This is a genomic window from Stieleria sedimenti (assembly GCF_025060895.1).
Taxonomy (GTDB): Bacteria; Planctomycetota; Planctomycetia; order Pirellulales; family Pirellulaceae; genus Stieleria; species Stieleria sedimenti.
The window spans coordinates 1-26549 of the sequence record NZ_JANZKV010000090.1 but is presented as its reverse complement, the minus strand read 5'-3'; the positions used below and the strand labels follow the sequence as shown (position 1 = coordinate 26549).

The 26549-nt window shown below is 60.1% G+C and carries 19 protein-coding genes; 10 read left to right on the top strand and 9 right to left on the bottom strand.

All coding sequences use genetic code 11. The features are described 5' to 3' along the window. The first annotated feature begins 71 nt into the window (after positions 1 to 71). Positions 72 to 3140: an FG-GAP-like repeat-containing protein gene (locus tag NZK35_RS34685; RefSeq protein ID WP_259633009.1), complete on the top strand. Its 3069-nt coding sequence runs from the start codon at positions 72 to 74 to the stop codon at positions 3138 to 3140. A 198-nt stretch (positions 3141 to 3338) separates the two neighbouring features. Here the strand turns inward: NZK35_RS34685 and NZK35_RS13220 are convergent, their stop codons facing one another. Further along, the gene (locus tag NZK35_RS13220) at positions 3339 to 4697 is read right to left on the bottom strand and encodes a hypothetical protein (RefSeq protein WP_259633008.1); all 1359 of its coding nucleotides are present in this window, start codon (positions 4695 to 4697) and stop codon (positions 3339 to 3341) included. Between the two features lie 27 nt (positions 4698 to 4724). Here NZK35_RS13220 and NZK35_RS13215 point away from each other — a divergent pair, with 27 nt between their 5' ends. Continuing rightward, positions 4725 to 5477 (top strand): 3-keto-disaccharide hydrolase, encoded by a 753-nt coding sequence (locus NZK35_RS13215; RefSeq protein WP_259633007.1) that lies wholly within the window; start codon positions 4725 to 4727, stop codon positions 5475 to 5477. Between the two features lie 124 nt (positions 5478 to 5601). Here NZK35_RS13215 and NZK35_RS13210 read toward each other — a convergent pair whose 3' ends face one another. Then, complete coding sequence (locus NZK35_RS13210; protein ID WP_095738240.1) at positions 5602 to 6240, bottom strand: PEP-CTERM sorting domain-containing protein; 639 nt, start codon at positions 6238 to 6240, stop codon at positions 5602 to 5604. Between the two features lie 854 nt (positions 6241 to 7094). Here NZK35_RS13210 and tnpA point away from each other — a divergent pair. Further along, complete coding sequence (gene tnpA / locus NZK35_RS13205; protein ID WP_259633006.1) at positions 7095 to 7547, top strand: IS200/IS605 family transposase; 453 nt, start codon at positions 7095 to 7097, stop codon at positions 7545 to 7547. A gap of 305 nt (positions 7548 to 7852) precedes the next feature. Here the strand turns inward: tnpA and NZK35_RS13200 are convergent, their stop codons facing one another. Further along, positions 7853 to 9616: an AAA family ATPase gene (locus tag NZK35_RS13200; RefSeq protein ID WP_259633005.1), complete on the bottom strand. Its 1764-nt coding sequence runs from the start codon at positions 9614 to 9616 to the stop codon at positions 7853 to 7855. 28 nt (positions 9617 to 9644) lie between these two features. Continuing rightward, positions 9645 to 10289: an MOSC domain-containing protein gene (locus tag NZK35_RS13195; RefSeq protein WP_259633004.1), complete on the bottom strand. Its 645-nt coding sequence runs from the start codon at positions 10287 to 10289 to the stop codon at positions 9645 to 9647. A 79-nt stretch (positions 10290 to 10368) separates the two neighbouring features. Here NZK35_RS13195 and NZK35_RS13190 point away from each other — a divergent pair, with 79 nt between their 5' ends. The 3 genes from NZK35_RS13190 (at position 10369) to NZK35_RS13180 (ending at position 13882) form a co-directional block, all read left to right on the top strand. Continuing rightward, on the top strand, positions 10369 to 11571 hold the full coding sequence (locus NZK35_RS13190) for a DinB family protein (protein WP_259633003.1): 1203 nt from the start codon (positions 10369 to 10371) through the stop codon (positions 11569 to 11571). A gap of 39 nt (positions 11572 to 11610) precedes the next feature. Beyond that, on the top strand, positions 11611 to 12756 hold the full coding sequence (gene solA / locus NZK35_RS13185) for an N-methyl-L-tryptophan oxidase (RefSeq protein WP_259633002.1): 1146 nt from the start codon (positions 11611 to 11613) through the stop codon (positions 12754 to 12756). Between the two features lie 169 nt (positions 12757 to 12925). Then, complete coding sequence (locus NZK35_RS13180) at positions 12926 to 13882, top strand: AEC family transporter (protein WP_259633001.1); 957 nt, start codon at positions 12926 to 12928, stop codon at positions 13880 to 13882. 79 nt (positions 13883 to 13961) lie between these two features. On the opposite strand, the gene NZK35_RS13175 is transcribed toward NZK35_RS13180, so the two are convergent. From NZK35_RS13175 to NZK35_RS13165, 3 genes are all read right to left on the bottom strand, one after another. Continuing rightward, positions 13962 to 15128, bottom strand: a complete 1167-nt coding sequence (locus NZK35_RS13175) for a hypothetical protein (protein ID WP_259633000.1) — start codon at positions 15126 to 15128, stop codon at positions 13962 to 13964. Further along, the gene (locus tag NZK35_RS13170) at positions 15125 to 15532 is read right to left on the bottom strand and encodes an SseB family protein (protein ID WP_259632999.1); all 408 of its coding nucleotides are present in this window, start codon (positions 15530 to 15532) and stop codon (positions 15125 to 15127) included. Before NZK35_RS13170 ends, NZK35_RS13175 begins: the two co-directional genes overlap by 4 nt. A gap of 230 nt (positions 15533 to 15762) precedes the next feature. Continuing rightward, entirely contained in the window at positions 15763 to 16803 is a 1041-nt protein-coding gene (locus NZK35_RS13165; RefSeq protein ID WP_407699789.1) for a TIGR00266 family protein, read from the bottom strand. Positions 16804 to 17022: 219 nt separating this feature from the next. Between NZK35_RS13165 and NZK35_RS13160 the strand changes: the two genes are divergently transcribed. The 4 genes from NZK35_RS13160 to metX all read left to right on the top strand — a co-directional run bounded on the left by NZK35_RS13160 (position 17023) and on the right by metX (position 22713). Then, positions 17023 to 18414 (top strand): Gfo/Idh/MocA family protein, encoded by a 1392-nt coding sequence (locus NZK35_RS13160; protein ID WP_259632998.1) that lies wholly within the window; start codon positions 17023 to 17025, stop codon positions 18412 to 18414. Positions 18415 to 18419: 5 nt separating this feature from the next. Further along, positions 18420 to 19550 carry a S1C family serine protease gene (locus NZK35_RS13155; protein WP_259632997.1) on the top strand — a complete coding sequence of 377 codons (1131 nt, stop codon included), beginning with the start codon at positions 18420 to 18422 and terminating at the stop codon, positions 19548 to 19550. An 89-nt stretch (positions 19551 to 19639) separates the two neighbouring features. Further along, the gene (locus NZK35_RS13150) at positions 19640 to 20944 is read left to right on the top strand and encodes an O-acetylhomoserine aminocarboxypropyltransferase/cysteine synthase family protein (RefSeq protein ID WP_259632996.1); all 1305 of its coding nucleotides are present in this window, start codon (positions 19640 to 19642) and stop codon (positions 20942 to 20944) included. Then, a complete protein-coding gene (gene metX / locus NZK35_RS13145) occupies positions 20941 to 22713 on the top strand; it encodes a homoserine O-acetyltransferase MetX (RefSeq protein WP_259632995.1) in 1773 nt (590 codons plus the stop codon). Before NZK35_RS13150 ends, metX begins: the two co-directional genes overlap by 4 nt. Here the strand turns inward: metX and NZK35_RS13140 are convergent. After that, entirely contained in the window at positions 22710 to 24647 is a 1938-nt protein-coding gene (locus tag NZK35_RS13140) for an ATP-dependent helicase (RefSeq protein WP_259633010.1), read from the bottom strand. The two genes, metX and NZK35_RS13140, sit on opposite strands and share 4 nt — an antisense overlap. A 133-nt stretch (positions 24648 to 24780) precedes the next feature. Next, positions 24781 to 26241 (bottom strand): sulfatase, encoded by a 1461-nt coding sequence (locus tag NZK35_RS13135; RefSeq protein WP_259632994.1) that lies wholly within the window; start codon positions 26239 to 26241, stop codon positions 24781 to 24783. Between the last annotated feature and the right edge of the window lie 308 nt (positions 26242 to 26549).

Here is a 26549-nt window from a genome sequence, read left to right as displayed (position 1 = left end):
CCTGCACACCAACACTTATGTCCGTGCCATTCGGGTCAGGTCGGCATCCGTCTCCTCTCGAAGTTCAAAGCGTGATTCAGGACCTTTTCTCCACCCGCGGCGCTCCGTCAGACGCCAATCCGTCTCGTTCGCTTTGCGACCGTCTTCGAAAGGGTGTGATGGTCGGCGTGCTGTGTGGGGTGCTGGCTGGCGGCTGCGACAGGTCGCAATCGAACGACACCCCGGCATCGGGTGGAGCCTCATCGGGGGTGGCCGGCGAGTCACAGGATCCACGGGCGCTGATGGAATCGGCGATGCAAGCGGGAGACTGGCAACGGGCCGATCGCTACGCAAAATCGGCGCTGATCGCCGACCCCAACGACCCCGATTTGGTCTCGCTGGTGGCCAAGGTCAATGCCTACTGTGGCCGCAAACGAGACGCCGCGAATTTGTTGGTCGAAGCTGCCAGGCTGGCGAATTACCGTCCTCCCGCTCGGGTGAACTTGGCGGTCCAGGCGCTGGTCGAAGTCGGTGAGATCTATCCGGCGATCGATCTGCTGGAGCAATCGGTGGCGATGCATCCCGAAGCCAACCCGCAGCGTCGCATGTTGGTCGGATTTCTGGCCGAGGTCCAACGCACCGATCGGATCGGTCCGCACCTGAAGGCGTTGATCCAGAATCGTGCGTTTGATCTTTCCTTGCTGTTGGCGACCACAGAAAGGTCATCGCGACGTCTGTCGGAAAACACGGCGTCTCGATTGTTGCAACGCAATCCCACCGATCGCCGCGTGCGTCTGTCCGACGCGTTCCTCTTCCTCTATCGACACGACGCGACCCGGGCGATCGAAGTCTTGGAGGATATTTTGCAGCATCATCCCGATTTCGCGCCGGCGCATGCGATGTACGGACAAGCGTTGGTATTGGCGGGGCGTTGGGAACAGCTACCTCAATGGATCGAAACCGCGCCGCGGCGCAGCCCCGATTTCGCCGGCTATTGGCTGACCCTGGGCGATTTGGCGATGAACAACGGAGAAACGGCTGCGGCGGTTCGGGCCTACTGGGAAGCGACACGTCGTGATTCGAGCAACAGTCTGGCGTGGGATCAATTGCGATTCGCGATTCAGCGTCTGCGTGCCGGCGAGTCAGAGTTTCGCAATTCGATTTCGAAGGAACAGCTGGCGATTGTGTCCGACCATGCGGACGCCTTGTTGACTCTACGGGAACGTTTCAATGAATTCACCGGCGGTGGTTCGATCAGCCAAACCGGGGCGGCGCAGGTTGCGCGTTCGCTGCTGGACGCGGGTCGTGTCTGGGAAGCGGAAGCCTGGTCCGCGGTGGCAACCACCCTGTCGGAAGATCCCAGCGATCAGTTGGAAGCGTTGCGAAATGAAATCGTTCGCCAGCTCGGCCAAAGTCAGGAATGGGTTTCCACGCAGAACGCGTCGGGACGCCTTGATTTGGCATTCCTGCCTCCGCCGCAGTTGGGATCCGCATCGGCAGTCGAGTTGCGGTCGTCCGTCATCGCGACGATTCCTTCCCACGATCATCTGGTAATGTCGGAACAATCGGGTCGTTGGGGTTTAGATGCGGTCGGCCAAGGTAACAATCCGACCAACGCGCGGTTGGCGGCGCTGATTCGTTCCACAGGCGTCGGTGGGGGCGCGATCGACTATGACTTGGATGGTCATCCCGACCTGATGATGATGAACGCGGGCGGGACGATGCTGCAGAACGACTCGATCGCCAACGATTTGATGCGCAACCTGGGAGAAAGGTTCGTACGGGTCAGTCCGATGGCGGGTGTGGCCGACCGTGGCTTTGGCCAGGGAGTCGCGATCGGAGACTTCAACGGCGATGGTTTTCCAGACCTGTTCTTTGCGAACCTCGGGGCGAATCGTTTGCTGCACAACAACGGCGACGGCAGCTTCACCGACTGCACCCAACGACTTCGCGACGACCAACCGCCCGCCTGGTCCACCTCCGCAGCGATGGTCGACATCAATGGTGATTCGATCTCGGACCTGCTGGTGACGAACTATTGCAAGACCGTTGAGAATTTGGACGAGGCGTGCCCTAATGAGGAAGGCGTCTTGGGTCCCTGTCATCCATTAAAATTCCCCGCCGAGTACGATCAGTTTTTCGTCGCGACGGGGACGGGCGAATTTGAAGACGTGACCGACACGTGGATCGACCGTTCTTCCCCCGGACGCGGTCTGGGGATTGTTGCCGGCGCGCTCGATGGTCAAAACCTGGGGATTTTTGTCGCCAACGACATGTCGCGCAACGCCTTTTACACGCGCGCTGCCGGCGAGCCGATGAAACTCGACGAAACTGCGTCCGCACGTGGTGTCGCCGTCGACGCGGTGACTCGGGCCCAGGCGTCGATGGGGATCGCCAGCAGCGATTTTGATTTGGACGGTGACCTTGATTTTTACGTCACCGGATTCGCCCGTGAGTACAACGTGTTCTACGAACAGATCTCGCCGGGGATGTGGAAAGACGAGACGGGAAAGCTGGGGTTGGTGGAACCGACACTGTCCCAGGTCGGCTTCGGCACCCAAGCGATTGACATGGACAATGATGGGATCGACGAAATCATCGTGACCAACGGGCACATCGGCGAGTTTTCCGGACCGGACGTTCCGCCTTACGAATTGCCGATGCAGTTGTTCCGCCGCGGTGCGACCGGTCGATTTGAGTGGGTCGAAGACGACGCCTGGGGCGAGTATTTCAGGACACCGCACGTCGGCCGAGCGCTGTGGACGACCGACGTGAACCGCGATGGTCGAAACGACGTGATGGTCACGCACACGCACGAGCAAGTGCGTCTGCTGATCAACGAAACCGAATCTCAAAATCATCGGATCGCATTCCGATTGGTCGGCACCGACAGCAATCGCGATGCGGTGGGGGCGGTGATCCGTTTTCGCTGTAACGGCCGATCGCGAACAGTCTGGTCGCTCGCCGGCGACGGGTACTTTTGCAGCAATGAAAAAACGTTGATCGCGGGTCTCGCCGAGGCGAATCGGGTGACGGATCTGTCGGTGACCTGGCCGGACGGTTCGGTGGACCGGATCGGAACGTTGCCGGCCGATCAGGTGTATCTGATCACCCAAGGGCTTGGCGAGGCGTTTTCGTTGTATGAGTATGGCGGGCCGTGAGGTGTCGTGATGCGGAGTCTCCGGTCTTGCGTCACCGGACGGCTCGCGGGTTGTTGATTTTGTGAGCCGTGACGCGTAGGCGGCCGGGCATTGCGGCGTCCGCCCGAGGCCTGACGGCCAGCGGCTCACCGTGGACCCCGCAGATCCCGATTCAATCGCCAAGCCGATCGCGCCCGACGTCTAAAAGGCGACGGATAACTACGGCGACACGGCACCCAGCCAATACCGCCCCGCCTCTCGCTTCAATTCCGATGCACCGATCAAGAATATTTCTTGACGCTCCCCGGTCCAACGATTCGAAACACGTTTCAGCTTCACACGAATCGCCTGATCCAAATCGTGTCGCTCGGCAAGCTGGACGGCCAGATCGAGCTGATACCTGGCTTGCGGATAAACGGGCACCCAGCGACGCTCCAGCGACCATTGCCCGATGTCCAAGTCACTCCATCGATCACCATCCGGGTCGTCCAAATAAGCTGCGACGTCACTCGGCATCCGATCGATCGCAGACTGATGGATTTGGATTTCGGCGCGGCTGTTGTGTGGCGAGTACAGTGCCCACGACGTCCAATGATCCCAATACCCCGATCGTTCGGTCAGGGGAAAAAGCAAGACTGCGGCGACCGCCAGACGAATCGGCCAGCGGAGCAGATGCCGTGCCGGCAGCGGAACTTGCCGAGCGGTTCGCTCCATCGGTTGCGGGGGGACGACGAACAACAACGCCGCCTGGATAGCCAGCAATCCGTTCCATGCCAACACGCCCAAGCTGTGCGAGAGTGACCACGGGCCGAGCAACCCGATCAACGTCACATGCATCGCGATGGCGCAAACTCCGCCGATTCGGCGTGTCCGGGGAAACGCCAACGCAATCGCGATCGCAAGCTCACCGGCCGGCAGCCCAAAGGCGAGCTTTGTTGCGGTCGCATCGCCAATACCGCCGATCGGACCGGCGAGCGTTTGGACCATTTGATGGCCTACGGTGTGAACAAACTGGTAATCAAACTTGCCCGACGCGCTGTAGAAATAGATGCTGATCGCAATCGCAATCACCCAGCAGCGTCCTTCCCGCCATGACATCCCGGCGAGCAGGACGGCATACAGCAGCGACTGGTACGCCCAGGGTTGCAAGCGATGCTGGTCCAACATGATCAAAACCGCAAGCGCCGCGGCAACGCTCCACCAGCACCATCGGTCGGCACCGCGATAGACGGCCGCTGCCAAACCGACCAGCAGGACGACCAGTGCGAAAGCTTCCACCGCGTTAGCCAACCACTCGACACCGGGCACCGCGATCCAAGGAACGGGTGGAAAACCGGGGTCGCGCCCCCAGGACGGGATCCAGATTGGAAACGTGACCAGGATCAAAACCCCCAGCCCGATGGCCCAGACCCGGGCAAACCGGTTGGCTGCAATCGGCGGCATCGCCGCCGTCGCGGGTGCATCGGTGGCGGTCGTATTGGATGAAAGCGTCAAGATCAGACGTCGGGTTTGAAAGCGTGATCGATCGGCCGCCAAGCGGCACGCATCGGACAACGAGGTTACACTACGGCGTTCCAATTCCCCAGCACCTTTCGGAGCATCATCATGCGGCTGTCTCAATCCATCGTCTTGCTGATTGTCAGCAACCTTCTGTGGAGCGTTGCCGCCAGCGCTCAATATGAGATCGAAGACGGTTTTCAGTCCCTGTTCAACGGCAACGACCTCTCCGGCTGGGTGGTCCCCGAAGGCGACAACGGCCACTGGAAAGTCGTCGACGGCGTCATCGACTACGACGCACGTAGCGAGGCAAGCGGGGACCGAAATTTGAAGACCGCCGCGGAGTACGGCGACTTCATCTTGAAGATCGATTGGCGGCTCAAAGAAGCCTCCGGGTCCTACGACGTCCCGATCGTGCTCGGCGATGGAAGCTACCTGACCGATGCCGCCGGCAAGAAGCTGACGATCAAAATGCCCAACGCCGACTCCGGGATCTACCTGCGCGGGCATCCCCAAGCCCAGCTGAACATCTGGCGCTGGCCGGTCGGTTCGGGCGAGGTGTATGGGATTCGCAACAACCCCAACACGCCTCCGGAAATCCGTGCCGGCGTCACCCCACGGATCAACGCCGACAAGCCGATCGGCCAGTGGAATTCGTTCGTGATCATCTTGATCGGAGACAGGGTCACGGTGCTCCTGAATGACCAGCTGGTACTGGAGCAAGCGAAATTACCGGGCATCCCCGCGCGGGGTCCGATCGTGCTACAACACCACGGCGGCCCCGGAAAGGACGGCAAACTCAAGCCCGCCTCCAGCCTGGTTCAATTCAAAAACATCTGGATCAAGTCGTTGGAGCGATGATGCCGCAAGAACCACTTGACACGGCTTGAGCTTTGATCGGCAAGCCGCGTTCACCTCAAAAAAAAGGCACCACCGATTCGCAATCGGCGGTGCCTTGATGGCGGGTATCCCCAGGGCTTTCGTCTTAGCGACGGCGGCGACGTAACAACACCATACAGCCGACTCCGCTGAGAGCTAACATGGCCGTCGGCTCTGGCACCGAGGTAATCGTAATGGTTCCCGCGTTTGCGAAAAGCTCTGGATCAAGGTTCGTGAACGAGGCATCATCGAGAACATTGTCCGCAGTTGACCCCGGGTTCGGATCGGTAAACGTAAACGTCGTCGTGCTTCCGCTTTGTTGTACCGTGTAATCGAAGAAACCAATCAATGCGTTTCCGGTATCCTTACCAGGACGCAACGGTGAAAAGAAATTCACTCCACCGCCCGAGACGACCGTCCCCGCGACGTTGTCAAATGTTGCTGGTGGACCAAAGCTGAATCCGGCGTCCGTCGTCGCATTGGAAACAACGCCCACACCCGCGTTGAAATTCGCTTGAAATCCCGCGGTCGTCAGGCCAGTTGCAGCGATGCGGGTGTCACCGGGATCCTGAAAGACGAAAACCGAAAGACGTACGGTATCGCCCGCGTCAGCGAGCACAACTAAGTTGTCTCTCGCACTTCCCGCTGTCCCATCGGACGAGTACCTCAACACAGCAGCTGCAGAAGCCTCGGAAGCAATTCCCACAGCAAGAGCCAGGGCACAAAGGGAGACAAAACCACGCATTACCTACTCCAATGACAGCGATTGACGACCTACAGCCAAGTCCCGATCATACGTAAATCCTACAAACTGTCCAGCTTATTGACTGCGAGTTTGCAGATTTATCCGCCCCCACACCCCCTCCTCCGGATAAAATTAAACATCCGAATGAGGGAGAAGGCATGCGGTGTCGTGAATCCTGCAGGGTCGCTGGCGTCGCATCGCGGCCGTCACGCCAGCGGCGTGCCACAACCAAGCTTGGGGTCGCGGTAGCGCACCCCAAGTCCCACCCACCACCGGGCCGCCAACCCCAACGGGGTTGAACACGATGGCGCGATCCCATCACCTTTCGCGCCGGCCGCCCATTGTTGAACCCCGTTGGGGTTCCGTGCCATGATGGGTGACTTACCCGGGGTGCGCTCCGCGACCCCGGGCTGTGTTGTTTCACCGCTCTGCGGTGTGACGCCGACGGCGTCGTGGGAATGGACAATCACCGGCGCTGTTCCCCAGGCCCGTCACGGGCGCCCGATGATCCGACCAACCGCATCGCGGCCACCACGCCAACGGCGTGCCACAACAGAGCTTGGGGTCGCGATAGCGCACCCCACGTCCTGGTCACCTCCAGGCCGCCAACCCCAATGGGGTTGAACATGACGCCACACCCCCAAACTGGCGAAGTTTTTTTGCGAAAGACGCCGCAGATGCTATACAGATCGGCGAACGAAACGAACCGCATCGCGGTTCCACGCCAGCGGCGTGTCACAACAAAGCTTGGGGTCGCGTCAGTCCCGCCCACCACCGGGCCGCCAACCCCAACGGGGTTGAATAATCGGATCTGCGGCGGTTGGATCACATGACGAATCACTGGAGGCGATCAAGTGGGGCAATCGCTGGTTCAAATCTACGTCCACCTCATCTATTCGACGAAAAGCCGAAGGCCCTTCTTGAAGGACCCTGAATTTCGGCAACGACTGTTCGCGTACAAAGCCGGGATCTGTAACAAACAAGGTTGCCCGGCCGTGATCATTGGTGGAGTCGAAGACCACGTTCACCTGCTCTGTCGGCTCGGCAAGACAATCGACATCGCCAAATTCGTCCAGTCGCTCAAACGCCCGAGCAGTGATTGGATCAAGCAAGAATCGTCCATCAGGAATTTCTATTGGCAAACGGGCTATGGTGCGTTTTCGATCAGCCCCGGGCACGTCGACGGATTGACGGAGTACATCCGCGACCAGGAAATTCATCATCGCAAAGAATCCTTCCAAGACGAGTTTCGGAGGGTTTGTAAACGCTACCACATTGAAATCGACGAACGGTACGTCTGGGATTGAATACGGTGCGCCCGCCGTTTCACCAACGCCGTTCGCGCCGCCCGACTATCTCGCGTCGATGTTGAACGCCGCTGGCGTTCCATTCACGTTGTGCCACTACCTGGGGTGCCCCCGCGACCCCGGACTGTGTTGTTGCACCGCTCTGCGGTGTAACGCCGACGGCGTCGCGGGGACATCCATCCACCACACAAGCCGCATCGCGGCCGCATCGCCAGCGGCGTGTCACAACAGAGCTTGGGGTCGCGATAGCGCACCCCAAGTCATGGTTACCTCCGGGCCGCCAACCCCAATGGGGTTGAACAGGACTACAACGCCTCTTCCTCGCCCGCAGGGAGTTCCAACACGGGCTCGCCCCAGTCGGCGAAGAACATTTCGCCGCAGGATTCGCACTTCACTTCGGTCCCCAGCAGTTGATCGTCGATGACTTGCGGGATGCCCTTGCACTCGACACGCACCTTGCCCGACTCGGCCGCCATGGCTTTTAAGTGCATCGGATCCACACCCGCCACTTCGATATCCTCCGGCTCAAGCGTCGTGAGCAATTCACGCGTCACCTCTTCGACCGTCGCGATCCGATTGGCCAATCGGCGGACGCTCCGCTCCAAGCTGTTGCGTGAAGTCCGTCCGTTGCCGAAATGCCGGTCGCGTTTGGCGTACAGGTAGGTGAATCCGCGCAGCAGTCGACGACGTGATTCGGTCGGCAGGGTGTACTTCGATTTCTTGGCCAGCAACTCAAAGATCCGGCACAACGCTTCGGGCGAATAGTCCGAGAACTGCATCGTTGTTCCGACGCGGCTGCTGAGCCCCGGATTGCTGCGAATCATTTGCCGCATTTCGACCGGATAACCGGCCAGGATGACCACCAGTCGGTCGCGTTGATCTTCCATCCGCTTGAGCAAGGTTTGAATGGCTTCGCGGCCATACTGGTCTTGGCCGCTCTCGTCGATCAACGTGTAGGCTTCGTCGATGAACAACACGCCGTCGAGCGCTTCATCGATCTTGGCGTTGGTTTTGGGACCGGTCTGTCCGGCGTATTCGGCGACCAGCCCGCTGCGATCGGTTTCCACCAAATGGCCTTTCTCCAAAATCCCCAGCGCCCCGTAGATCTCGGCGATGATGCGGGCAACGGTGGTCTTTCCGGTTCCCGGGTTGCCGACAAAGGCCATGTGCAGACTGGGACGTGATGTCGGCAAATCCAGTTCCTTTCGGCGACGTTCCATCGCCAAGAAATTGGTCAACGTCGTGATCTGATCTTTGATGTTTTCCAGCCCGATCAGGCTGTCCAGCTTGGCCTTGGCGTCGGCCAATCGCTGTTCGGGGGTCCGTTCGTCGATCGGTTGGTCCTCGCTCGCGCGGTCAACCGGTTTGGGGGCGACGACGGATCCCACGCCTCCGCCCGGGCCGGCAACCGGAGTCGGTTTTTCGGCGGCAGTCGGTCCGACGCCTTCTCGGAGTCGTTTGGCTTCTTCGCGCAACCACTTCAGGGCGTCGCGGGCGTTCGACGTGTCCGTTTCGCTGACCAAGGTTTCCGGCGCGCGACCACGGGCAACATCGAACTGCTGTTTCATCGACTCGATGCGTTCGTTGTCCGACGCGCTGACCGTTCCGTCGACCGACGTCAACAGGGTTGCCATCCGCATGGCCAATGTTTCCAGTTCGCCCCAGTGGCCGCGGAGTTCCGGCAGTTCGACGAACGGCCGCACCAAATCGGACCACTGGAAGTCATCTGCCGCGCTGATCAGCCAATCGACGGCTTCGTGCAGTTGGCTGCCCAGCACCGACTTGCCCCAGATGTGTTCCAACAGCACGCGGCCGAGTTGCCGCTGCTCCAGGTTCTTGGCACTCGCGTCGGGCACAACGGTCGCGAAGACTTTCATCAGGAATCCCTGGTGCAGCTCATTCATCTGCTCTGCGAGCGACGCCGCATCGGGATCGTCACCGCCTCCCAGCCAGCCGTAGGATCCACGCACCAATTGGCCCCCTTCGATGTAGAGGGCTTTCGTCTCCGCGAGGGCTTCGCGATAGAGCCGAATGGACTCGATGATCCTGTCGTCGCTAGGTCGTGACATGTTCTGGGGATTCCTGAGAGTGAGATTATTACGCCAGTGCGTCCTGCCATTCCCGCGACAGTTCGGGGAGATGCATGAGAGCGTGAACGGCCATCCGATCGACTTCGCGTCCGTAAAGGACATCGTTCGCGCGGGCGATGGTCCAATCGGCGTTGGGCCGGCTGATCAATTCCAGCTCTGAACCCGATGTCAACGATCCGCCGGCGATGACCCGCACATACCATCCGGTGCGTCCTGTCTGCGTGACCTCTTTGGTCATCGATTTGGTCTGCCAGCGCCGCGCGATCTTCCAGCACGGCTGACGAGGTTGGCTGACCTCCAGAACACACTCGCCGGACCGGAAACGATCACCGATACAAACATCGGACTCGGTCACGCCACCGAGTGTCAAATTTTCTCCGAATCCGCCGGCCGAAAAGTCGAGCTCGGGATGCTCGTCGGCCCAAGATCGATAGTGAACACCGGCGTAGCAGAGGATCGCCTTTTCCGGTCCGCCGTGATTCTTCCGGTCGGCAACCTGGTCACCGATGAGGCCTAATTCATTGACCGAAACCGCTCCGTCGACACATGTCTTTCGAAAGGCACTCGTCCACTGACGCGACATCGCGTCACGTGAGTTCGGGTCACCCTCGGTCACCACTTTTCCCATTTGGATCGATTCGATCGTGATCATTTACGTTAAAGTGGAACGACTTGGAACAGGCGTCAGTGCGTCGCTTGATCAAAATAACGGATCGGATACGGATTGATCTATGCCCACCTCCAGAATATGGCCGTTGGCCCCAATACTTTACGGTGCCACGTGTGTCGTCGCCGTCCTGATGAGCACCGCGCCGAGTCCCGTGATCGCGGCGGACGGCGAACCGCTTGCGATTCGATTGTGGCCCGATGGTCGCGTCAGCATCGAAAACCACTGGGGGCTACGGGTGGCGGTTTCAACCAGCCGTTCACCCCGGCAGTTCCCCGACAGTCCCTTTCAAAAGCATATCACCAGCCGCGGCGGGGTCGATCATGTCTGGTCCCGACGGGCCAATGACGACGCCGCAACTTGGACAGCGGCGACCGATCAAAACGCGAATGCCGGATCGATTCACGTGACTTCGATGTCCGGTCAAGACAACAAAGCCGCCGGAATGTTGGTCCGAACCGACGGTGTCCGTGTCGCCGTCCTGGGCGATGCGTCCGTCGCCGGCGCCTCGCTCGCCGATGAGAAAACGATGCCTGACGTTGTGGTCATCCCATTGCCCAAGGATGTCCCGGATGCCGATGCCGCAACCACCGCGTGGATCAAAGCCGTGCAACCCCGCTACGTGCTGCTGCCATCCCAGCTCGCCGACGAAGCCGCCAAGCTGTTCGCAGACTCGATTGACGCGTCCGGCGAGATCACCGAAGTGGACCACAACACGTTCGCGATCTCTCCGACCACCGATCGCGATCAGCCAACACGGTTGGTGAAGCTGAACCACAAGCCGTACGAACTGTCCGAGGAGCTCGAATCGTTGATGAAGGAGATGGAAGCGTCGTGCAGTCGTTCCCAAACCGTGTTCAGCCCGCTGAGCGCGAATCAATTGAATTTCCGGCCCGCCAACGGGACGCATACGCCACGCTGGAACGCCGAGCACATGATGGGGCGTCAGCTGCTATTCTTTTCGCAGATCTATCACGCGCTCGACCCGACGATTCCGGTGATGGATTTAAATCCGAAACAGATGCCGCCCGACTACGTGGCAGCCCACCCCGATTGGGACGGGAAGGAAGAGGCACGACAAATGCAACGTGTCAGCGACTTCACACGACGGTTCGCCTACTTGCTTCGCGGCATCAATCTCGACGTCAGGGCGCCGGGAAGCCGTTGGACATTGCGAGGACTGTTGCGGCAAATGGATCGACACTACGACGACCACACGGCAAACACGAAAAAGAAATTCGAATTGGCCGGCTGGCCGGACGAATGAGCCGCGCTGTTTCGTGCCGTTACATCGAAAGAGTCTGCGATGGCAAATTGGGATGTGATCGTGATCGGGCTCGGCGGTGCCGGTAGTGCCGCCGCCTATCATTTGGCTGCCAGGGGTTGCCGTGTTCTGGGGCTGGACCAGCACCAACGCATCCACACCTTTGGCAGCTCGCACGGAAAGACACGCATCATTCGTCAAGCTTATTTCGAACATCCGTCCTACGTTCCGTTGCTGCGCCGCGGCTACGAACTGTGGAACGAATTGGAACAGGCCGCCGATGATCATCTGTTTCATCGAACAGGCTTGGTTGAATGGGGGCCGAAGGATGGCGTGGTCATTCCCGGTGTATTGCGAAGCGCAGCGGAGCATGGACTGGCGATCGAAGAACTTTCAGTCGCCGAAGTGGCGCGTCGATGGCCGGGATTGGCCGTACCAGAGTCGCACTCACTGGGCCAATGGCAGGCCGTGATCGAAAAAGACGCCGGGTACTTGCGCGTCGAAGCTTGTGTGGAAGCCCATCTACGCCTGGCCGAACAGGCATCGGCGACGCTGCAACATGAACGACCGGTTCGTCATTGGCGGGCGACCCCACACGGCGTTGAAGTGGCCACCGACGACGGCGTCGAACACGCCGAGCGACTGGTCATCGCCGGCGGCCCCTGGAGCGGGCAACTGCTTTCCGGCTTGGGGATCCGGCTGAGTGTGCTCCGCAAGTATCAATATTGGTATGCACCGCAACAGACGGGCTACGACCAACGCGACGGTTTTCCCTGTTTCTTTCATGAAACCCCGGCGGGATACTTTTACGGTTTCCCCTCCATTGGACGGGATGGGTTGAAAGTTGCGCGGCACAGTGGTGGAACGCCGGTCGAGATTCCGACGTCCCCGCACCCGACCGATGGCGCAGATCAATCATTGATTGAAGACTATCTCAAGGCGTTCTTGCCTGGTGTCGGCGATCACCTGCAAGCGCAATCAGGGTGCTACTACACGATGACGCCGGACGAACACTTCATTGTGGATGTGCATCCGGACCAACCCCGAGTCGCGATCGTCGCCGGGTTGTCCGGGCACGGGTTCAAGTTCACCAGCGTCCTCGGTGAAATCGCCTGCCAACTCGCCCTCGATGGCGGGACGACCCTCGACACGTCGCTGTTGCGGATCGAGAGGCTACGCCGAGCCTGAGTTTTCTCGTTCCAAGGCTCCGCCTGGGAACGCAATGCTCCGGTGGCTCCGCCACACATTGCGGCTAAACGAACGTTGGGCGCCATTGCCGTGCGGGAGTCGGTTGGCATTTTCACCTTGCCGCGACGACTTCTTACGCCCGCGAAGGCTTGGGTTTATGTTGGGCGGCATGCAAGACTTTTGGCCCATCATCGCGTCCGTCCTCGGTGTCTTTCTGGTGATGGGCGTGGGGGCCGCCTGCCGATCGCTCGGATGGTTGACCGCCGAAGCCGATCGGACGCTGGCCAATCTGACCGCCAACGTCATGCTGCCGGCGTACTTTGTGCACCAGTTTTCGCAGAGCAGCGAGATCGGTGAGATCTCCACGGCGTGGCAACCCCCGCTGTTCGGATTCGTGTCGACCGCCTTTGGATTGTTTCTGGCGTTTGGCTTTGCCCGTTCGGTGGTCGGACGCTGGTTCGGGCTGGTCAGCGATTCGTCTCAGCGAGCCTTCGCCTTGAGCGCGGGGATTTGCAATTACGGTTACATCCCGCTGCCGTTGGCCGAACAGTTTTATCCCACCGCGATGATCGACCTGATTCTGCATAACGTGGGGGTCACCATGGCCCTGTGGAGCATCGGGATTGCGATCATCAGCGGGTCGGGGCGGGACGGTTGGAAAAAAACGTTGATCAGCCCACCGTTGTGGGCGGTCGTGTTCTCTATTTTCCTCAGTGCCATGGGGTGGGCACAATCCATCCCAACTCCCCTGGCGACGGCGATCGGAACGTTGGGGTCGTGCGCGATTCCGCTGGGATTGTTGCTCAGTGGCGCGATCATCGTCGACTTCATCCGCGATCAATCCTGGCTGGCCGACGCACGGGTGATCGCGGCAGGGATCGGCGTCCGCCAGCTGATCTTGCCGCTGTTGATGCTCGGCGTCGGCGGCTGGGTGGTGCAAAGTCCCGACCTGCGTACGGTCGTGATGTTGCAGGCGGCGATGCCGGCGGCGGTCTTTCCGATCGTCTTGACCAAGCTCTACGGGCGCGACACCGAAACCTCCTTGCGAGTCGTCTTGTGGACCTCCGTCGCGGGCATCATCTTGATCCCCACCTGGCTCGCCGTCGGAGCTTGGTGGCTGGGCTAGCTTGCCAGTGGCTTACGCTTCCAGCTTGCGACTCCCCAAGCGCCCAGCTTGTTCGCTGCTTTCCACACAAGCTGAACGCCTACGCCACAAATTTCTCCCGCACCAACTCGGTCGCTCGGTTCCAATCGTCGGCGTTGGCAAACTGTTCACGCGAGACCAGGCAGCAGGCGACGTCGTCCTGGTGCGGATACAGCCCGATGGAGTCCTCGGTGATTTCAACGTGATCAAAGAATTGCCAAGTCGCCCGTGTCTGCCCCAGCGACGTCATCGCACAGTACCCTTGATCATCGAGCCAGCCCCTGGAATACCAAGCGATCATTCGGCCCTTTTGTTTTGCCGCACGACGAGCGCGCCAGACGCGCACAAAGATGCTCGCCACCAAAATGGTGATCCACAGAGCCGCCAGAGCGACATACAGCATGCGAAACCCCGTCAGCACAAAGATGCTCAACAACAGACTGGCCAGAAGGACGGCCAACGCGACCCAAGTCCGCACCACCGCTTGTTTGGTGGCCGTCAACAAACGCGTTCCCCGCGCACAGTCCTCGTAAAAGTTTCCTTCAAACTCGATTGCATCCCCGGGCATCGAAAACAGGCTCACAGCCTCCGGCGGCGTTCGCTTCCGTTCGTCCAGGAGTTGCGGCAACTGGGGCGGAAAGGCTCGCTGCAGGTCCGCCGCCACGCTTCGGGCCGACGCCGGGTCGGCGAACGCATCGATCGGAAGCGTTTGCCAAAACGTCTGCTCCTTTCCGAAGCTGAGTACCCACAGCTCGTGGGTTGCGGCGCAGGAGATGAGCTTGGAGAGCGGCCAATAGGCTTGGCTCTGTTTGGTTTCGATCCACAAACCGTCTCGGTCGATCCAACCTTGGATCGGCCCCAAGGCCAGTTGAAAGCTAGGGATGCGGGTCCCGATCAACCAACGCTGGTGGCGACAAAAGAGGACAACGCCGACCATCAGCACGGCGGTCGCCAGCAGCGTGCGAAGCAGGTTGGTGGCGTCCAGGTTGCCGGAGACCAACACCAGCACGCCGGACAACAGCGCGAACAAGCCGGCCAGGACGAACATCACGCGTGTCGTGTTGCGGTACTCGGTTCGGATTCCAGCCTTGATGACCGCATCACGATGATGCTGCGGCGTCACGTTGCCTTTGAATTCCAAGCGGCCCGGAACGAAGTGACTCGGCGGGGGCGATTGCTGGGCGGAAAGCGAATCCGTCCGCGGAGCTTGATAGGGATTGGGCGTCACGCCTCAGATTTTAGTACCAAGTCCAAGAGCTCTTGATCGATCACGAGTGATTCATCGCTCTCGGGGTTGAGATACAAACCGTGTTCGGGAGGCATGTATTGCAGCAGTGCGTCGCCGTCGAGAACGTAGCCTTCGATTTCGTCTCCCTCTTCGTACATCTCTTCCATCGAATGGACGAAATCTCCGGCGGCTTGCTCGTTGGTGAATGCGACCAACAAATGCATCCCGTCCAGTTCGGTGCTGAAGACGCTGGCACCTTCTTCGTCATCATCATCTTCCTCATCCGACATCGTCAGCAGCACAAACTCTGCCGAGTCGAACAATTGACGAACCAGAACGGCGTCGCGCTGCTCGATCGCGAGCGCCAGTTTTGATTCGAGAGATTCGGTCGATTCGGACATCATTTGGCTCGCAGGGTTTTGGGGGCGGTTGGGCCGGAGTGGTGATTCCCTAGTTATCGCAGCCGGGCACAAAAAAGCAAACCCGTGATCCCACCACGCGCCGCTCGCTCACGCTTCCCGCTGGGATGCCGCATCTCAGCACGCGGCGTCAGCCAGTGGCGCGTGTTTGCCCCGAATCCGCCACGCACCGCTCGCAGACGCGTTCCGCTGGGATGTCAGCCGAGTCGGCGCCCTCAGTCCCCCATGAACATTTCGCCCAAACCGCCCAACAGCGAGCCTTCGCCCTTGCGGGTGTTTCCGGCCGAGGGAATCGCTGCGGCGAGTCGTCCGGCGAACCGTGAGAACGGCAGGGATTGCAACCACACCGGACCGGGGCCGCGCACGGTGGCCAGAAACAGCCCTTCGCCGCCGAAGAACGCGTTCTTCAGGCCGCCGACGAACTGGATGTCGTAGTGGACCGATGGCCCCATTGCCATCAAGCATCCGGTGTCCAACCGCAGCGTCTCGCCGGGTTCCAGTTCGCGGTACATCATCGTTCCGCCGGCGTGAATGACCGCGATGCCGTCGCCCTTGAGCCGCTGCATGATGAAACCTTCGCCGCCGAACAGCCCCGCACCGATCTTCTTTTGAAAGGCGATGTCCACCGTGATCCCGCGCGCCCCGCACAAGAAGGCATCTTTCTGGCAGATGATTTCGCCGCCGAGTTGATCCAGGTGCAGCGGAATCATGCGTCCGGGATGGGGGGCTCCGAAGGCGACCTTGGCTTGCCCGCGGCCCTGATTGGTAAAGGTTGTCATGAACAGCGCCTCGCCGGTCAGCGCCCGCTTGCCCGCCGACAAGACCTTGCCGAACAGGCTGCTGTCTTGCTTGGACGGGTCGCCGAAGACGGTCGCCATCTCGACGCCTTCGGTCATGTACATCAGCGCGCCCGCTTCGGCGATCGTCTGCTCTCCCGGATCGAGCGTGATTTCGACGTATTGGGTCTCGTGGCCGAAAACTTCATAGTCGATCTCGTCACTGCGGCGGCTGACTCCGTCCCCGGATTGTCCGCCCCGCATCGTGACCGGCGCGGTGCTCATTTCGATCTCACCGGCTGAGAACCGGTCATCGCCGTCGGTGGTGGAATCCAGACCGGAAAAACCACCCGTCGGAGCGGTCGAGGAGCCTCCCGGGACACGAAATGTCTGGCGACAGGCCTTGCAATGGACCTCTTTTCCCGCCATTTCGGCGCCGGCCTGGTAGTGTTTTCCGCACATCGGACAGTCAAATTCCACCGTTTCCTCTCCTTCAAACATTAACGAGATGGTCACTTTTCGCTGGATCGCAGGCTGCCCCAAAGGGCCCGATTGCAGTTACCATAGGGCGCTGGCTCCGATACCGGACGCGACCGATGGATCGTCACCGATCCCCATCCGCTTGCGCCGTTCCGATACCCAGTCCTGATCTCCAAATTTCCCACACCAATCCAGTCCCCCCATCATAAAGGCATTCCGATGACCAAGCGATCCAAGGTGAACCATCGCCAAGAACGTCGCCAATTCCTCAAGACCGCCGCAGCAGCCTCCGCCGCCGCTTCGGTCCCTTACTTTTATTCGACGCCGAAAACGCTCGCCGACGAAACCAAGAGCAAGAACGACCGCGTCGCGATGGGCGTCATCGGTGCCGGCGGCATGGCGGGCGGCAACATGAACTCCGCCAAAGACTGGGTGGACGTCGTCGCCGTGTGTGACGTCGACGCCGGACGCCGCCAATCCTTCAGCCAACGACACAGCGGCGGCAAAGCCGTCCAGTCGTCCGACTATCGCGAACTGCTCGACCGCAAGGATATCGATGCGGTGCACATCGCCACGCCCGACCACTGGCACACCAAGCCACTGATCGAAGCCATGCTGGCCGGAAAAGACGTTTACTGCGAAAAACCACTCACGTTGACGATCGACGAGGGCAAGTTGATCCGCAAGGTTCAGAAGGAAACCGGACGCATCGTCCAAGTCGGAACGCAACAGCGCAGTACCTTCAATCTGTTTGTCAAGGCGATGGCCATCGTCAACGAAGGACGACTCGGAACGATTCGTGAGGTCCAAGCCGCAATCGGCGGTGCACCCACCAGCCCTCCGATCCCCGTCGCCGAAGTGCCCGAAGGACTGGACTGGGATCGTTGGTTGGGGCCGGCGCCGAAGGTCGATTACAGAAATCTACCCAGCCAGAAGAATCGTGGCCGCGGCAATTCGAACTGTCACTACGAATTCCGCTGGTGGTACGAATACAGCGGCGGAAAGCTGACCGACTGGGGCGCGCACCATGTCGACATTTGTAACTGGGCGCTCAAGCTGAACGGTCAAACCGAAGGCCCGCTGTCGATCGGCGGCACCGCCACCCATCCGGTCGAATTTAAAGACGGCAAGCCCGTCATGAACGACCGCTACAACACCGCGACGGCATTCCTGTTCAACGTGATGTATCCCGGCGGCACCAAGATGATCATCCGCAACGACACCGACAACGGCGTGCTGATCACCGGCGACAAGGGCAAGATCTTTGTCAACCGCGGAAAGTTGGTCGGCAAACCGGTCGAAGATTTGAAAGACAACCCGCTGCCCGAAGACGCGATCGCCAAGGTTTACAAGAACCTGCCGATGGAGCGGAACGAGCGGGCGGCTCATTGGGCCAACTTCCTGCACTGTGCGAAAGAACGCAAAGAGCCCATCAGCGACGTCCACACCCACATGGAAATGCTCAACGTCTGTCACTTGGCCGGCATCAGCGCACGACTCGGTCGTGAATTGAAATGGGACAACACCAGCGAGCAGATCGTCGGTGATTCGCAAGCCAACAGCATGCTCGCCAGGCCGTACCGCAGCGGCTACGAAATCGACATGGGCTAAAGCCGATGCAGTCCGAAGACGCGATCGATCTCCGTCGTCAGCTTCGCCTGACATGGCTGCTGCTGACGCTGGTCACCGTGGTCTTTGTCTGGCCGACCGTCCGCGTTTGGCTGGGGATCGGCATGGCCGCCAGCGGAATACCTCGCGTGATCACCCCGCGAGGTGACTTGGCGGCCTTCGAGCAATCGACGGTCGAACTGTTTCGCACCGTCAGCCCGTCGGTGGTTTACCTGACGACCCGATCACGCGTTGCCAGCCCGTTTTCGCGACGGGCCATCGAAGTCGACGCGGGTTCGGGCAGCGGTTTCATGTGGGACGAATTCGGCCACATCGTGACCAATTTTCATGTCCTGCAAGACGCGTCTTCGGCCAAAGTCGTGCTCTGGGATCAATCGTCCTACGAAGCGATCTTGGTCGGCGGATCGGCCGACCACGATCTGGCGGTGCTGAAGATCAATGCCCCGGCTGCGAAATTGCGGCCGGTGGCAATCGGCACCAGCGAGGACTTGCTGGTCGGCCAAGCGGTGTTCGCGATCGGCAATCCCTTCGGACTCAATCAAACCCTCACCACCGGCGTCGTCTCGGCCAAGAGCCGCTCGATCGACAGCCCGACGGGACGTTCGATTGAAGAGGTCATCCAGATCGATGCCGCGATCAACCCCGGCAACTCTGGCGGTCCGTTGCTGGACAGTGCCGGGCGGTTGATCGGGGTCAACACGGCCATCTACAGCCCCTCGGGCACCTCGGCGGGCGTCGGGTTCTCCATCCCCGTCGACACGGTCAACCGGGTCGTCCCGCAAATCATCGCCAACGGTCGCTACGAGCCGCCGCAACTGGGGATCCGCGTCCATCGTGAACTCAGCGAAGTCGTCACGACGCGGCTGGGCGTCGAGGGCGTGCTGATTCTGCACATCGTTCCCGGCGGCCCCGCCGATCGCGCAGGACTACGCGAAACCGTGATCGGACAATCCAGCCTGGTGCGGCCCGGCGACATCATTCAAAAGATCGGCGACGCAACCGTTGGCGACATGAACGACATGCTGGAAGCCCTGGAACACCACCGCGTCGGCGAGACGGTCACGGTGCAATTCCTGCGGGAAGGCCAAACCGAAACCGTCGACGTCGTGCTGCAATAGGCCGATCACCCGCACCGTGGTCAGTCCCGTCCGTTTGGCCTAAACTGTCCGGCCCTCTCGACAAAATCCCGTCCCCAGGAATCGAATTGATGAGCGAGAATTATCGCCCAGGAACTCTGGCGTTGCACGCCGGCCAGGAACCCGACCCGACCACCAACGCCCGCGCGGTGCCGATCTATGCGACCACCAGCTACACCTTCAACGACACCGACCATGCCGCCGCGCTGTTCGGACTGACCGAGTTCGGGAACATCTACAGTCGGTTGATGAACCCCACCGTGGATGTGCTGGAAAAACGGCTGGCGGCACTCGACGGCGGCGTCACCGGGCTGTGTTTCGCATCCGGACAAGCCGCGATCACAGCCGCGATCCTGACGATCGCACACAGCGGGCAAAACATCGTCAGCAGCACTTCGCTGTACGGCGGCACCTGGACCCTGTTCACGCAAACGTTCAAGAGTCTGGGCATCGAAGTTCGTTTCTTCGACCCCGATCATCCCGAACAGATTCATGGCTTGATCGACGAGAACACGCGTCTGGTCTACATGGAATCGATCGGCAATCCCAAGAACGACGTGCCGGATTTCAAAGCGATCGCCGACGCGGCACACAGCGCCCCCCACGGCGCCATCCCCGTGCTGTGTGACAACACCGTGATGACCCCCATGTTGCTCAAGCCGATCGAGCACGGCGTCGACATCGTGATCTACAGCACGACGAAATTCATCGGCGGCCACGGCACACACATCGGCGGCGCGATCGTCGACAGCGGCAACTTCAAATGGGCCGACCAACCGGAAAAATGGCCGGAGTTCTGTGCGCCGTCTCCGTCCTATCACGGTGCCGTCTTCGAAGAGCATTTGCGCCCGATGGGTAACATCGCCTACCTGCTACATGCCCGAACACATTGGTTGCGTGACACCGGCGCGGCGATGAGTCCCTTCGCAGCATTCCTGTTCCTGCAAGGTCTGGAAACGCTCCACCTGCGGATGCCCCGGCACTGCGAGAACGCCCAAAAGGTCGCCGAATTCCTGGAGTCCCACGACGCGGTCGAGTGGGTCAATTACCCCGGACTGAAATCGCACAAGGATTACCAGCGCGGACAACAATACCTGCCCAACGGCCAAGGTGCGATCATGGGATTCGGCATCAAGGGTGGCATGGAAGCGGGCAAGAAATTCATCAACGCCTGCAAGCTTTGTTCGCACCTGGCAAACATCGGCGACGCCAAGACCTTGGTGATCCACCCGGCCAGCACGACGCACCAACAGTTGACGGCCGAAGAACAGGCCAAGGCGGGGGTCGTTCCCGAGTACGTCCGGGTCTCGGTCGGGATCGAAGACGTCCAAGACATCATCGATGACCTGAAACAGGCGCTCGCCGCGGCGACGTGAGCCAGCCCGATTCCACCACCGATCTGTTCGCAAGCACCGACGACGACCGCGTCGTCGGACCGCTCAAGCATGTCCGCTCGGTGACCTTCGACGGCGATGTTGCACTGGAACTGGGCGGGCGATTGAGCAACGTGTGCTGTGCGTTCGAGACCTGGGGCACCCTCAACAGCGACGCCTCCAACGCCGTCTTGGTTTGTCATGCCGTCTCGGGCGACTCCCACGCCGCACGGCACGACCCGGACGACGATCCCGGCTGGTGGGATGATCTGATCGGTCCCGGCAAACCGGTCGACACCGATCGGTTCTTCGTCGTCTGCCCCAACGTCCTGGGCGGTTGTCGTGGCACGACCGGCCCCAGTGATCTGAACCCGCAAACCGGCCGGCCCTTCGGCGCCGACTTTCCAAGGATCACGATCGGTGACATGGTCACAGTCCAGCGGATGCTGGCTGATCATCTGGGCATCGGCCGCTGGCACGCCATCGTCGGCGGTTCGCTCGGCGGCCATCAGGCGATGGCTTGGGTCGCCAAGCATCCCGATTCGACCGACTTGTGCGTCGTGATCGCTTCGAGCGCGCGACTGACCAGCCAAGCGCTCGGGTTCGACATCATCGGCCGCAACGCCATCCAAACCGATCCGCACTTTTACGGCGGCCAGTATTACGACAAACCCAAACGGCCCAACACGGGATTGGCCATCGCACGCATGCTCGGTCACGTGACCTATTTGTCGACCGAAGCGATGGAGCAAAAGTTCGGCTCCGATCGTCACGACCCGCGGCAGATCGTGTCCGTGTTCGAACAACGATTCAGCATCGGTTCGTACCTCGCCCACCAAGGCCAAAAATTCACCACCCGTTTTGATGCCAACAGCTATGTCACGCTGACGATGGCGATGGATCTGTTTGACCTGGGCGTCAACCGGCTGCAATTGATGGAAACATTCAACGATGTGGATTGTCAGTTCCTGGTCGTCAGCTTCAGCAGCGATTGGTTGTTCACCACGGACCAATCACGTGCCATCGTCAACGCGTTGACGGCATTGGGCAAGCCGGTTACTTACGGCGAAATCACAACGCCGCGGGGACACGATTCCTTTTTGATCGCCGAAGACATCGCCCAGTACGGGCCGTTGGTGCAAGCTCGACTCGGTGACATCGACACCACGCCCGCCTCGATCTCGAACGTCGAAGAGTTGATCCTTGCTGAGATTCCCGACCGCGCGTCGGTGCTCGACCTGGGCTGTGGGGATGGCCACCTGTTGGCCGCGCTTCGCAAACGGGGACACGAAGTGTTAGTCGGCGTCGAGGTCGAACAGGAGAGCATTGTCAAAACCGGACGCCGGGGCATCGATGTCATCGACTATGACCTGAACCATGGCTTGCCGGCCTTCATCGACAATCAATTCGACGTGGTCATCCTGAGCGCGACCTTGCAAGCGGTCGCCAACGTGGAAACGCTGTTTCAGGAAATGATCCGTGTCGGTCGGCGGATCATCGTCAGCTTTCCCAACTTCGCCTACCGAGAACTGAGGGAAGACTATGTCGTCCGTGGGCGTTCCCCCAAAGCCCCCGGCGAATTCGCGTTCGAGTGGTACAACACGCCCAATCGGCGGTTTCCCAGCATCGCCGATGTTCACGATTTGTGCCGCCAAATGTCGCTTCGCCTGGAAAAAGAGATCTATGTCGATGCCTCCCTCGGTAAACGCATCGATGCCGATGATGATCCGAACCTAAACGCCGACACCGCGATCCTGGTGATTTCGGGTTAACCCCGAAACGAGGTGATCGGCGCGTCAAACGGATCGGCGTCGATGTCCAAGTCCGACTGGACCAGATCAGGCGGCACGTCGCTCAAAAAGTACGGCTGGGTGTTCGAGCCGCCGGATGGATAAAACCGATTGTGGTGCGGGACATAGGCACCGTGCGAGCGCAGGGTTCCGGTCAGAAACAGCTCGTTCTGGGCACGCGTCATCGCGACGTACAACACCCGTCGCTCCTCTTCCTCTTTGTCGTCGTCGCCGATGCTGCGGACATGGGGATAGTTACCCGGTTGGACTCCGATCAGATAACACACCGGTGCTTCGGTTCCCTTGGCACTGTGAACGGTAATCAGCGTCACTAAATCGTCAACGTCTTCGTTGCTGGCCTCGGATTCGGTGATCGGGTCCAGCGTGTAGGTTTCTAAGAACTCGCCGACCGATTGGTGTTTGGCCGCCAATCGTTGCAGCAACTTCAGATCCTTGCTGCGACGATCCCAGTCATCGTATTTCTTTTCCAGCAGCGGCGTCATCTTGTCCGTCGCGGCGCCGATCACGTCGCTGGGCCGGTCCCAACACGTCAGACATTCGGTGATCGATTCGGCCAGACGCGGATTGGTCTTGTATTGATCGGTCAAGAACTCGCTGATGGCCTTGATGTTTGGCATCGCCAACAGTTTGCTGATCGTGGTCGCCGCCGTCTTTTCGCCGATCCGCGGCCAAAGCGTCAGATAACGCATCCATGCCAATTGGTCGGCGGGATTGTCGATCACACGCAGCAGGCTGAGCAGATCCTTGACGTGTGCCGATTGAAGCAGTTGCGTGCCGCCGATGAATCGATAGGGGATGTCGTTTTCGATCAAGGCCGCTTCGACACTTCGGGCCGCCCACGCGCTGCGGGTCAGGATCATGTGGTCGCGCCACGGATCACCGTCTTCGTGTCGCTGCATCAAGTCCGATGCCACCCAGTCCGCCTCCTCAAAGTCGCCGTCCAATTCAACCAGGACCGGTTTGATGCCCGGACCTCGGGCGGAACGCAGGTGTTTGTCATAGCCCAGTGGCGACTGGTCGAGCAACCAGTTGGACAGATCCAAGATCTCCTGGGTGCTGCGATAATTCTCTTCCAGTTTCAACACCTCCGCGCCGGCGACTCGCTCGGTGAAAGAGTGGACGTTGCGAAAGTCGGCGCCGCGAAACGCATAAATACTTTGCGCGTCGTCACCGACGCAAAATAATTTTGCCGGGTCACGCATGCCATCCAGGATCAACCATTGCAGCGGATTGGTGTCCTGCATCTCGTCGACCAGAATGTGGTCATAACGCGTTTGCATCTTCTCGCGGACGATTCGGCTGCGGTGCAACTGCCGGGCGAACAGGTGCAGGATGTCGTCGTAGTCGAAGTACCGACACTCGTGCTTTCGTTTGGTGTAGTCCTGCAAGACGCTGCTGATCCGTTTGATTCCTTCTTCGTCATGGTCGGTGAACTCGGCCAAGTACTCGGCGACCGGACGGTTGGTGTTTCGCGCGTAAGAGTAGTAATTGGCGAGCTCGGCCGACTTGGGAAACGCGGCGTCCTTTCCCACCACATTCGCGCGGGCAAGCTTCATCAGTTGCAACTGGTCATCGCGGTCGATGATCGTCAGCGAACCGCACTCGAACAGATCCGGCCAGCGACGAAGGAATTGCAAACAGAAGTTGTGAAAGGTTCCCGTCGGCACGGTCTTGGCCGAGGAACCGATCTGCTGAGTCAGCCGATGCCGCATCTCGCGGGCGGCACGCCGAGTGAAGGTCAACAGCAGAATGCGTCGCGGGTCGACGCCGATCTTCGTCAGATGGACGACACGGGCGACGATGGTGCTGGTCTTTCCCGTCCCCGCGCCGGCCAGGACCAGCACATCATCCCCGGCGAACTCGGCGGCACGCTTTTGCTCGGCATTTAATTCCATCACGTCCACTCCATCCCGCATTCGATCGGCAAAACACCGGGCGCAACCCAACGGGGATCGGTGTCCAGCCCGTCAACACCATCACGACAGGCTGGCAGCTGATCCCACGGTTGACGCTGTTCAGGCTATAGACTTATCCTTTTTTTTTCAAGCGTCTGGCGATTTCCCGCTCTTCGTCGGCGGCATCGAAGTCGGGATTCGGCTCGGTCGGCACGGGGGCAGCGGTCGATTCTCGCCAGGCCTTGAGCAGCCCGTGCAATCGGTCTCGGTCTTGCGGATGCGACGCGGCCAGGTTGGTCGTCTCGCCGGGATCCGCTTCCAAATCGTACAGCTCCAACCCGCCATCTTCAAAGTACTCGTGCAGCTTCCATTTTCCGTTGCGGATGATGCCGCAGGGCCGCGAACGAAACAGCACATCGCGCTGCTCGTCAATTCGTTGGTAGCTTTGCAGATACGCGGGGAAGTGCCAGAACAGCGATCGCGACTCGAACGCCGGATCGGCTTCGCCGGCCAGCAAGGGGCGCAGGCTGACACCATCGACGGGTTGATCCGGCAATGCCGCGCCGGTCATCTCACAAAACGTCGGGAACAAATCGACATTGATCACCGGCGTGTCGCAGGTCGTCCCCGGTCTCGTCACGCCCGGCCAAACGACAAACATCGGTTCGCGGATGCCGCCGTCGTAGTACGTTCCCTTGTATCCTTTCAGCGGTTTCATTGACGTCGCCGGACCGTAACCGCCGTTGTCGCTGGTGAACACGATAATGGTGTCGTCGGTCTGCCCCAGCGACTCGATCGTCTTGATGATCCGCCCCACACCGCGATCGACACTTTCGATCATTGCCGCCATCACGGGATGGTCGTGCAGTTCACCGGGGGTTTTCTGTTCGTACTTTTTCACCAGCTCCGGCTCACCCTGGATCGGCGTGTGCACGGCGAAATGGGTCAAGTACAAAAACCACGGCTTGTCCGATTCGCGACGAATGAACTTGATTGCCTCTTCGGTCAAACGGTTCGTCAGGTACTCGTCCTTGGGGGCATCGGCCAACTCGGGAATGTTGCCGTGCGGCGGATAGTAACCCCGCGGCGGACTTCCGCTGTGCGTGCCCGCAAAATTGAAATCGAATCCATAGGGCAGCGGGTCGTTGCTGAGGTGCCATTTGCCGATCGTGCCGGTTCGGTAGCCGGCGTCTCGCACGCAGTGGGCCCAGGTGCGAATGTCGGTTCGCAGTGTGTCGGTGCCGGGGATATGCATCAACCGGCCGTGTTTCCGATTCCCCCGCCGCGACGTCCCCACGTTGTAGATCTCGTGACGGGGCGAGTACTGACCCGATAGCAGGCAGGCGCGCGACGGGGCGCAATTGGCGGCGCCGGCGTAGGCATCCGTGAACACCATGCCGCGGGCGGCCAGTGCATCCAGGTTCGGCGTCTCGTAGAAGTCGCTGCCCATGAAACCGGCATCCCGCCAACCGAAGTCGTCCAAGAAAATGAACAACACGCTCGGCTGGTCGGCGGCTGCGGCGCTGTGGGACGAAATTGCCGTGGCCGGCAAACCAACGAAGCAACAAACCAGTGCGAGCAATTTTGTGGGCATGCTTCAGATGTCAAGTGGAGGCGAAATTGATCAGGTGCAACAACGTGGGATGGGCTTCCTGCCTGACAAGACACGGCCGATCCGACGCGATCAACACATCATAACGAGTTCCCCACAGGCTGGAGACAGCGTCCAGTGTAGAACGCTACTCTCAGAGCAGGCATTGGTGTCTACACATCTTGCGTCACCCTCCCTGGGGGACGTCGATTCTTTTACTGCGGGATTTGGTAATCAACTAGATTCTCTCCCTCTGGGAGAGACGGCGTTTGCGCAGCAAGCAAACGCCAGAGAGGGCCGGCGCTGCAAAA

What these genes read in the sequence shown, in the direction of transcription:
- NZK35_RS13215 (WP_259633007.1), top strand. Translation starts at nt 4,725, where the DNA reads ATGCGGCTGTCTCAATCCATCGTCTTGCTGATTGTCAGCAACCTTCTG.
- NZK35_RS13210 (WP_095738240.1), bottom strand. Translation starts at nt 6,240, where the DNA reads ATGCGTGGTTTTGTCTCCCTTTGTGCCCTGGCTCTTGCTGTGGGAATT.
- NZK35_RS13200 (WP_259633005.1), bottom strand. Translation starts at nt 9,616, where the DNA reads ATGTCACGACCTAGCGACGACAGGATCATCGAGTCCATTCGGCTCTAT.
- NZK35_RS13195 (WP_259633004.1), bottom strand. Translation starts at nt 10,289, where the DNA reads ATGATCACGATCGAATCGATCCAAATGGGAAAAGTGGTGACCGAGGGT.
- NZK35_RS13190 (WP_259633003.1), top strand. Translation starts at nt 10,369, where the DNA reads ATGCCCACCTCCAGAATATGGCCGTTGGCCCCAATACTTTACGGTGCC.
- solA (WP_259633002.1), top strand. Translation starts at nt 11,611, where the DNA reads ATGGCAAATTGGGATGTGATCGTGATCGGGCTCGGCGGTGCCGGTAGT.
- NZK35_RS13180 (WP_259633001.1), top strand. Translation starts at nt 12,926, where the DNA reads ATGCAAGACTTTTGGCCCATCATCGCGTCCGTCCTCGGTGTCTTTCTG.
- NZK35_RS13170 (WP_259632999.1), bottom strand. Translation starts at nt 15,532, where the DNA reads ATGATGTCCGAATCGACCGAATCTCTCGAATCAAAACTGGCGCTCGCG.
- NZK35_RS13160 (WP_259632998.1), top strand. Translation starts at nt 17,023, where the DNA reads ATGACCAAGCGATCCAAGGTGAACCATCGCCAAGAACGTCGCCAATTC.
- NZK35_RS13155 (WP_259632997.1), top strand. Translation starts at nt 18,420, where the DNA reads ATGCAGTCCGAAGACGCGATCGATCTCCGTCGTCAGCTTCGCCTGACA.
- NZK35_RS13150 (WP_259632996.1), top strand. Translation starts at nt 19,640, where the DNA reads ATGAGCGAGAATTATCGCCCAGGAACTCTGGCGTTGCACGCCGGCCAG.
- NZK35_RS13140 (WP_259633010.1), bottom strand. Translation starts at nt 24,647, where the DNA reads ATGGAATTAAATGCCGAGCAAAAGCGTGCCGCCGAGTTCGCCGGGGAT.
- NZK35_RS13135 (WP_259632994.1), bottom strand. Translation starts at nt 26,241, where the DNA reads ATGCCCACAAAATTGCTCGCACTGGTTTGTTGCTTCGTTGGTTTGCCG.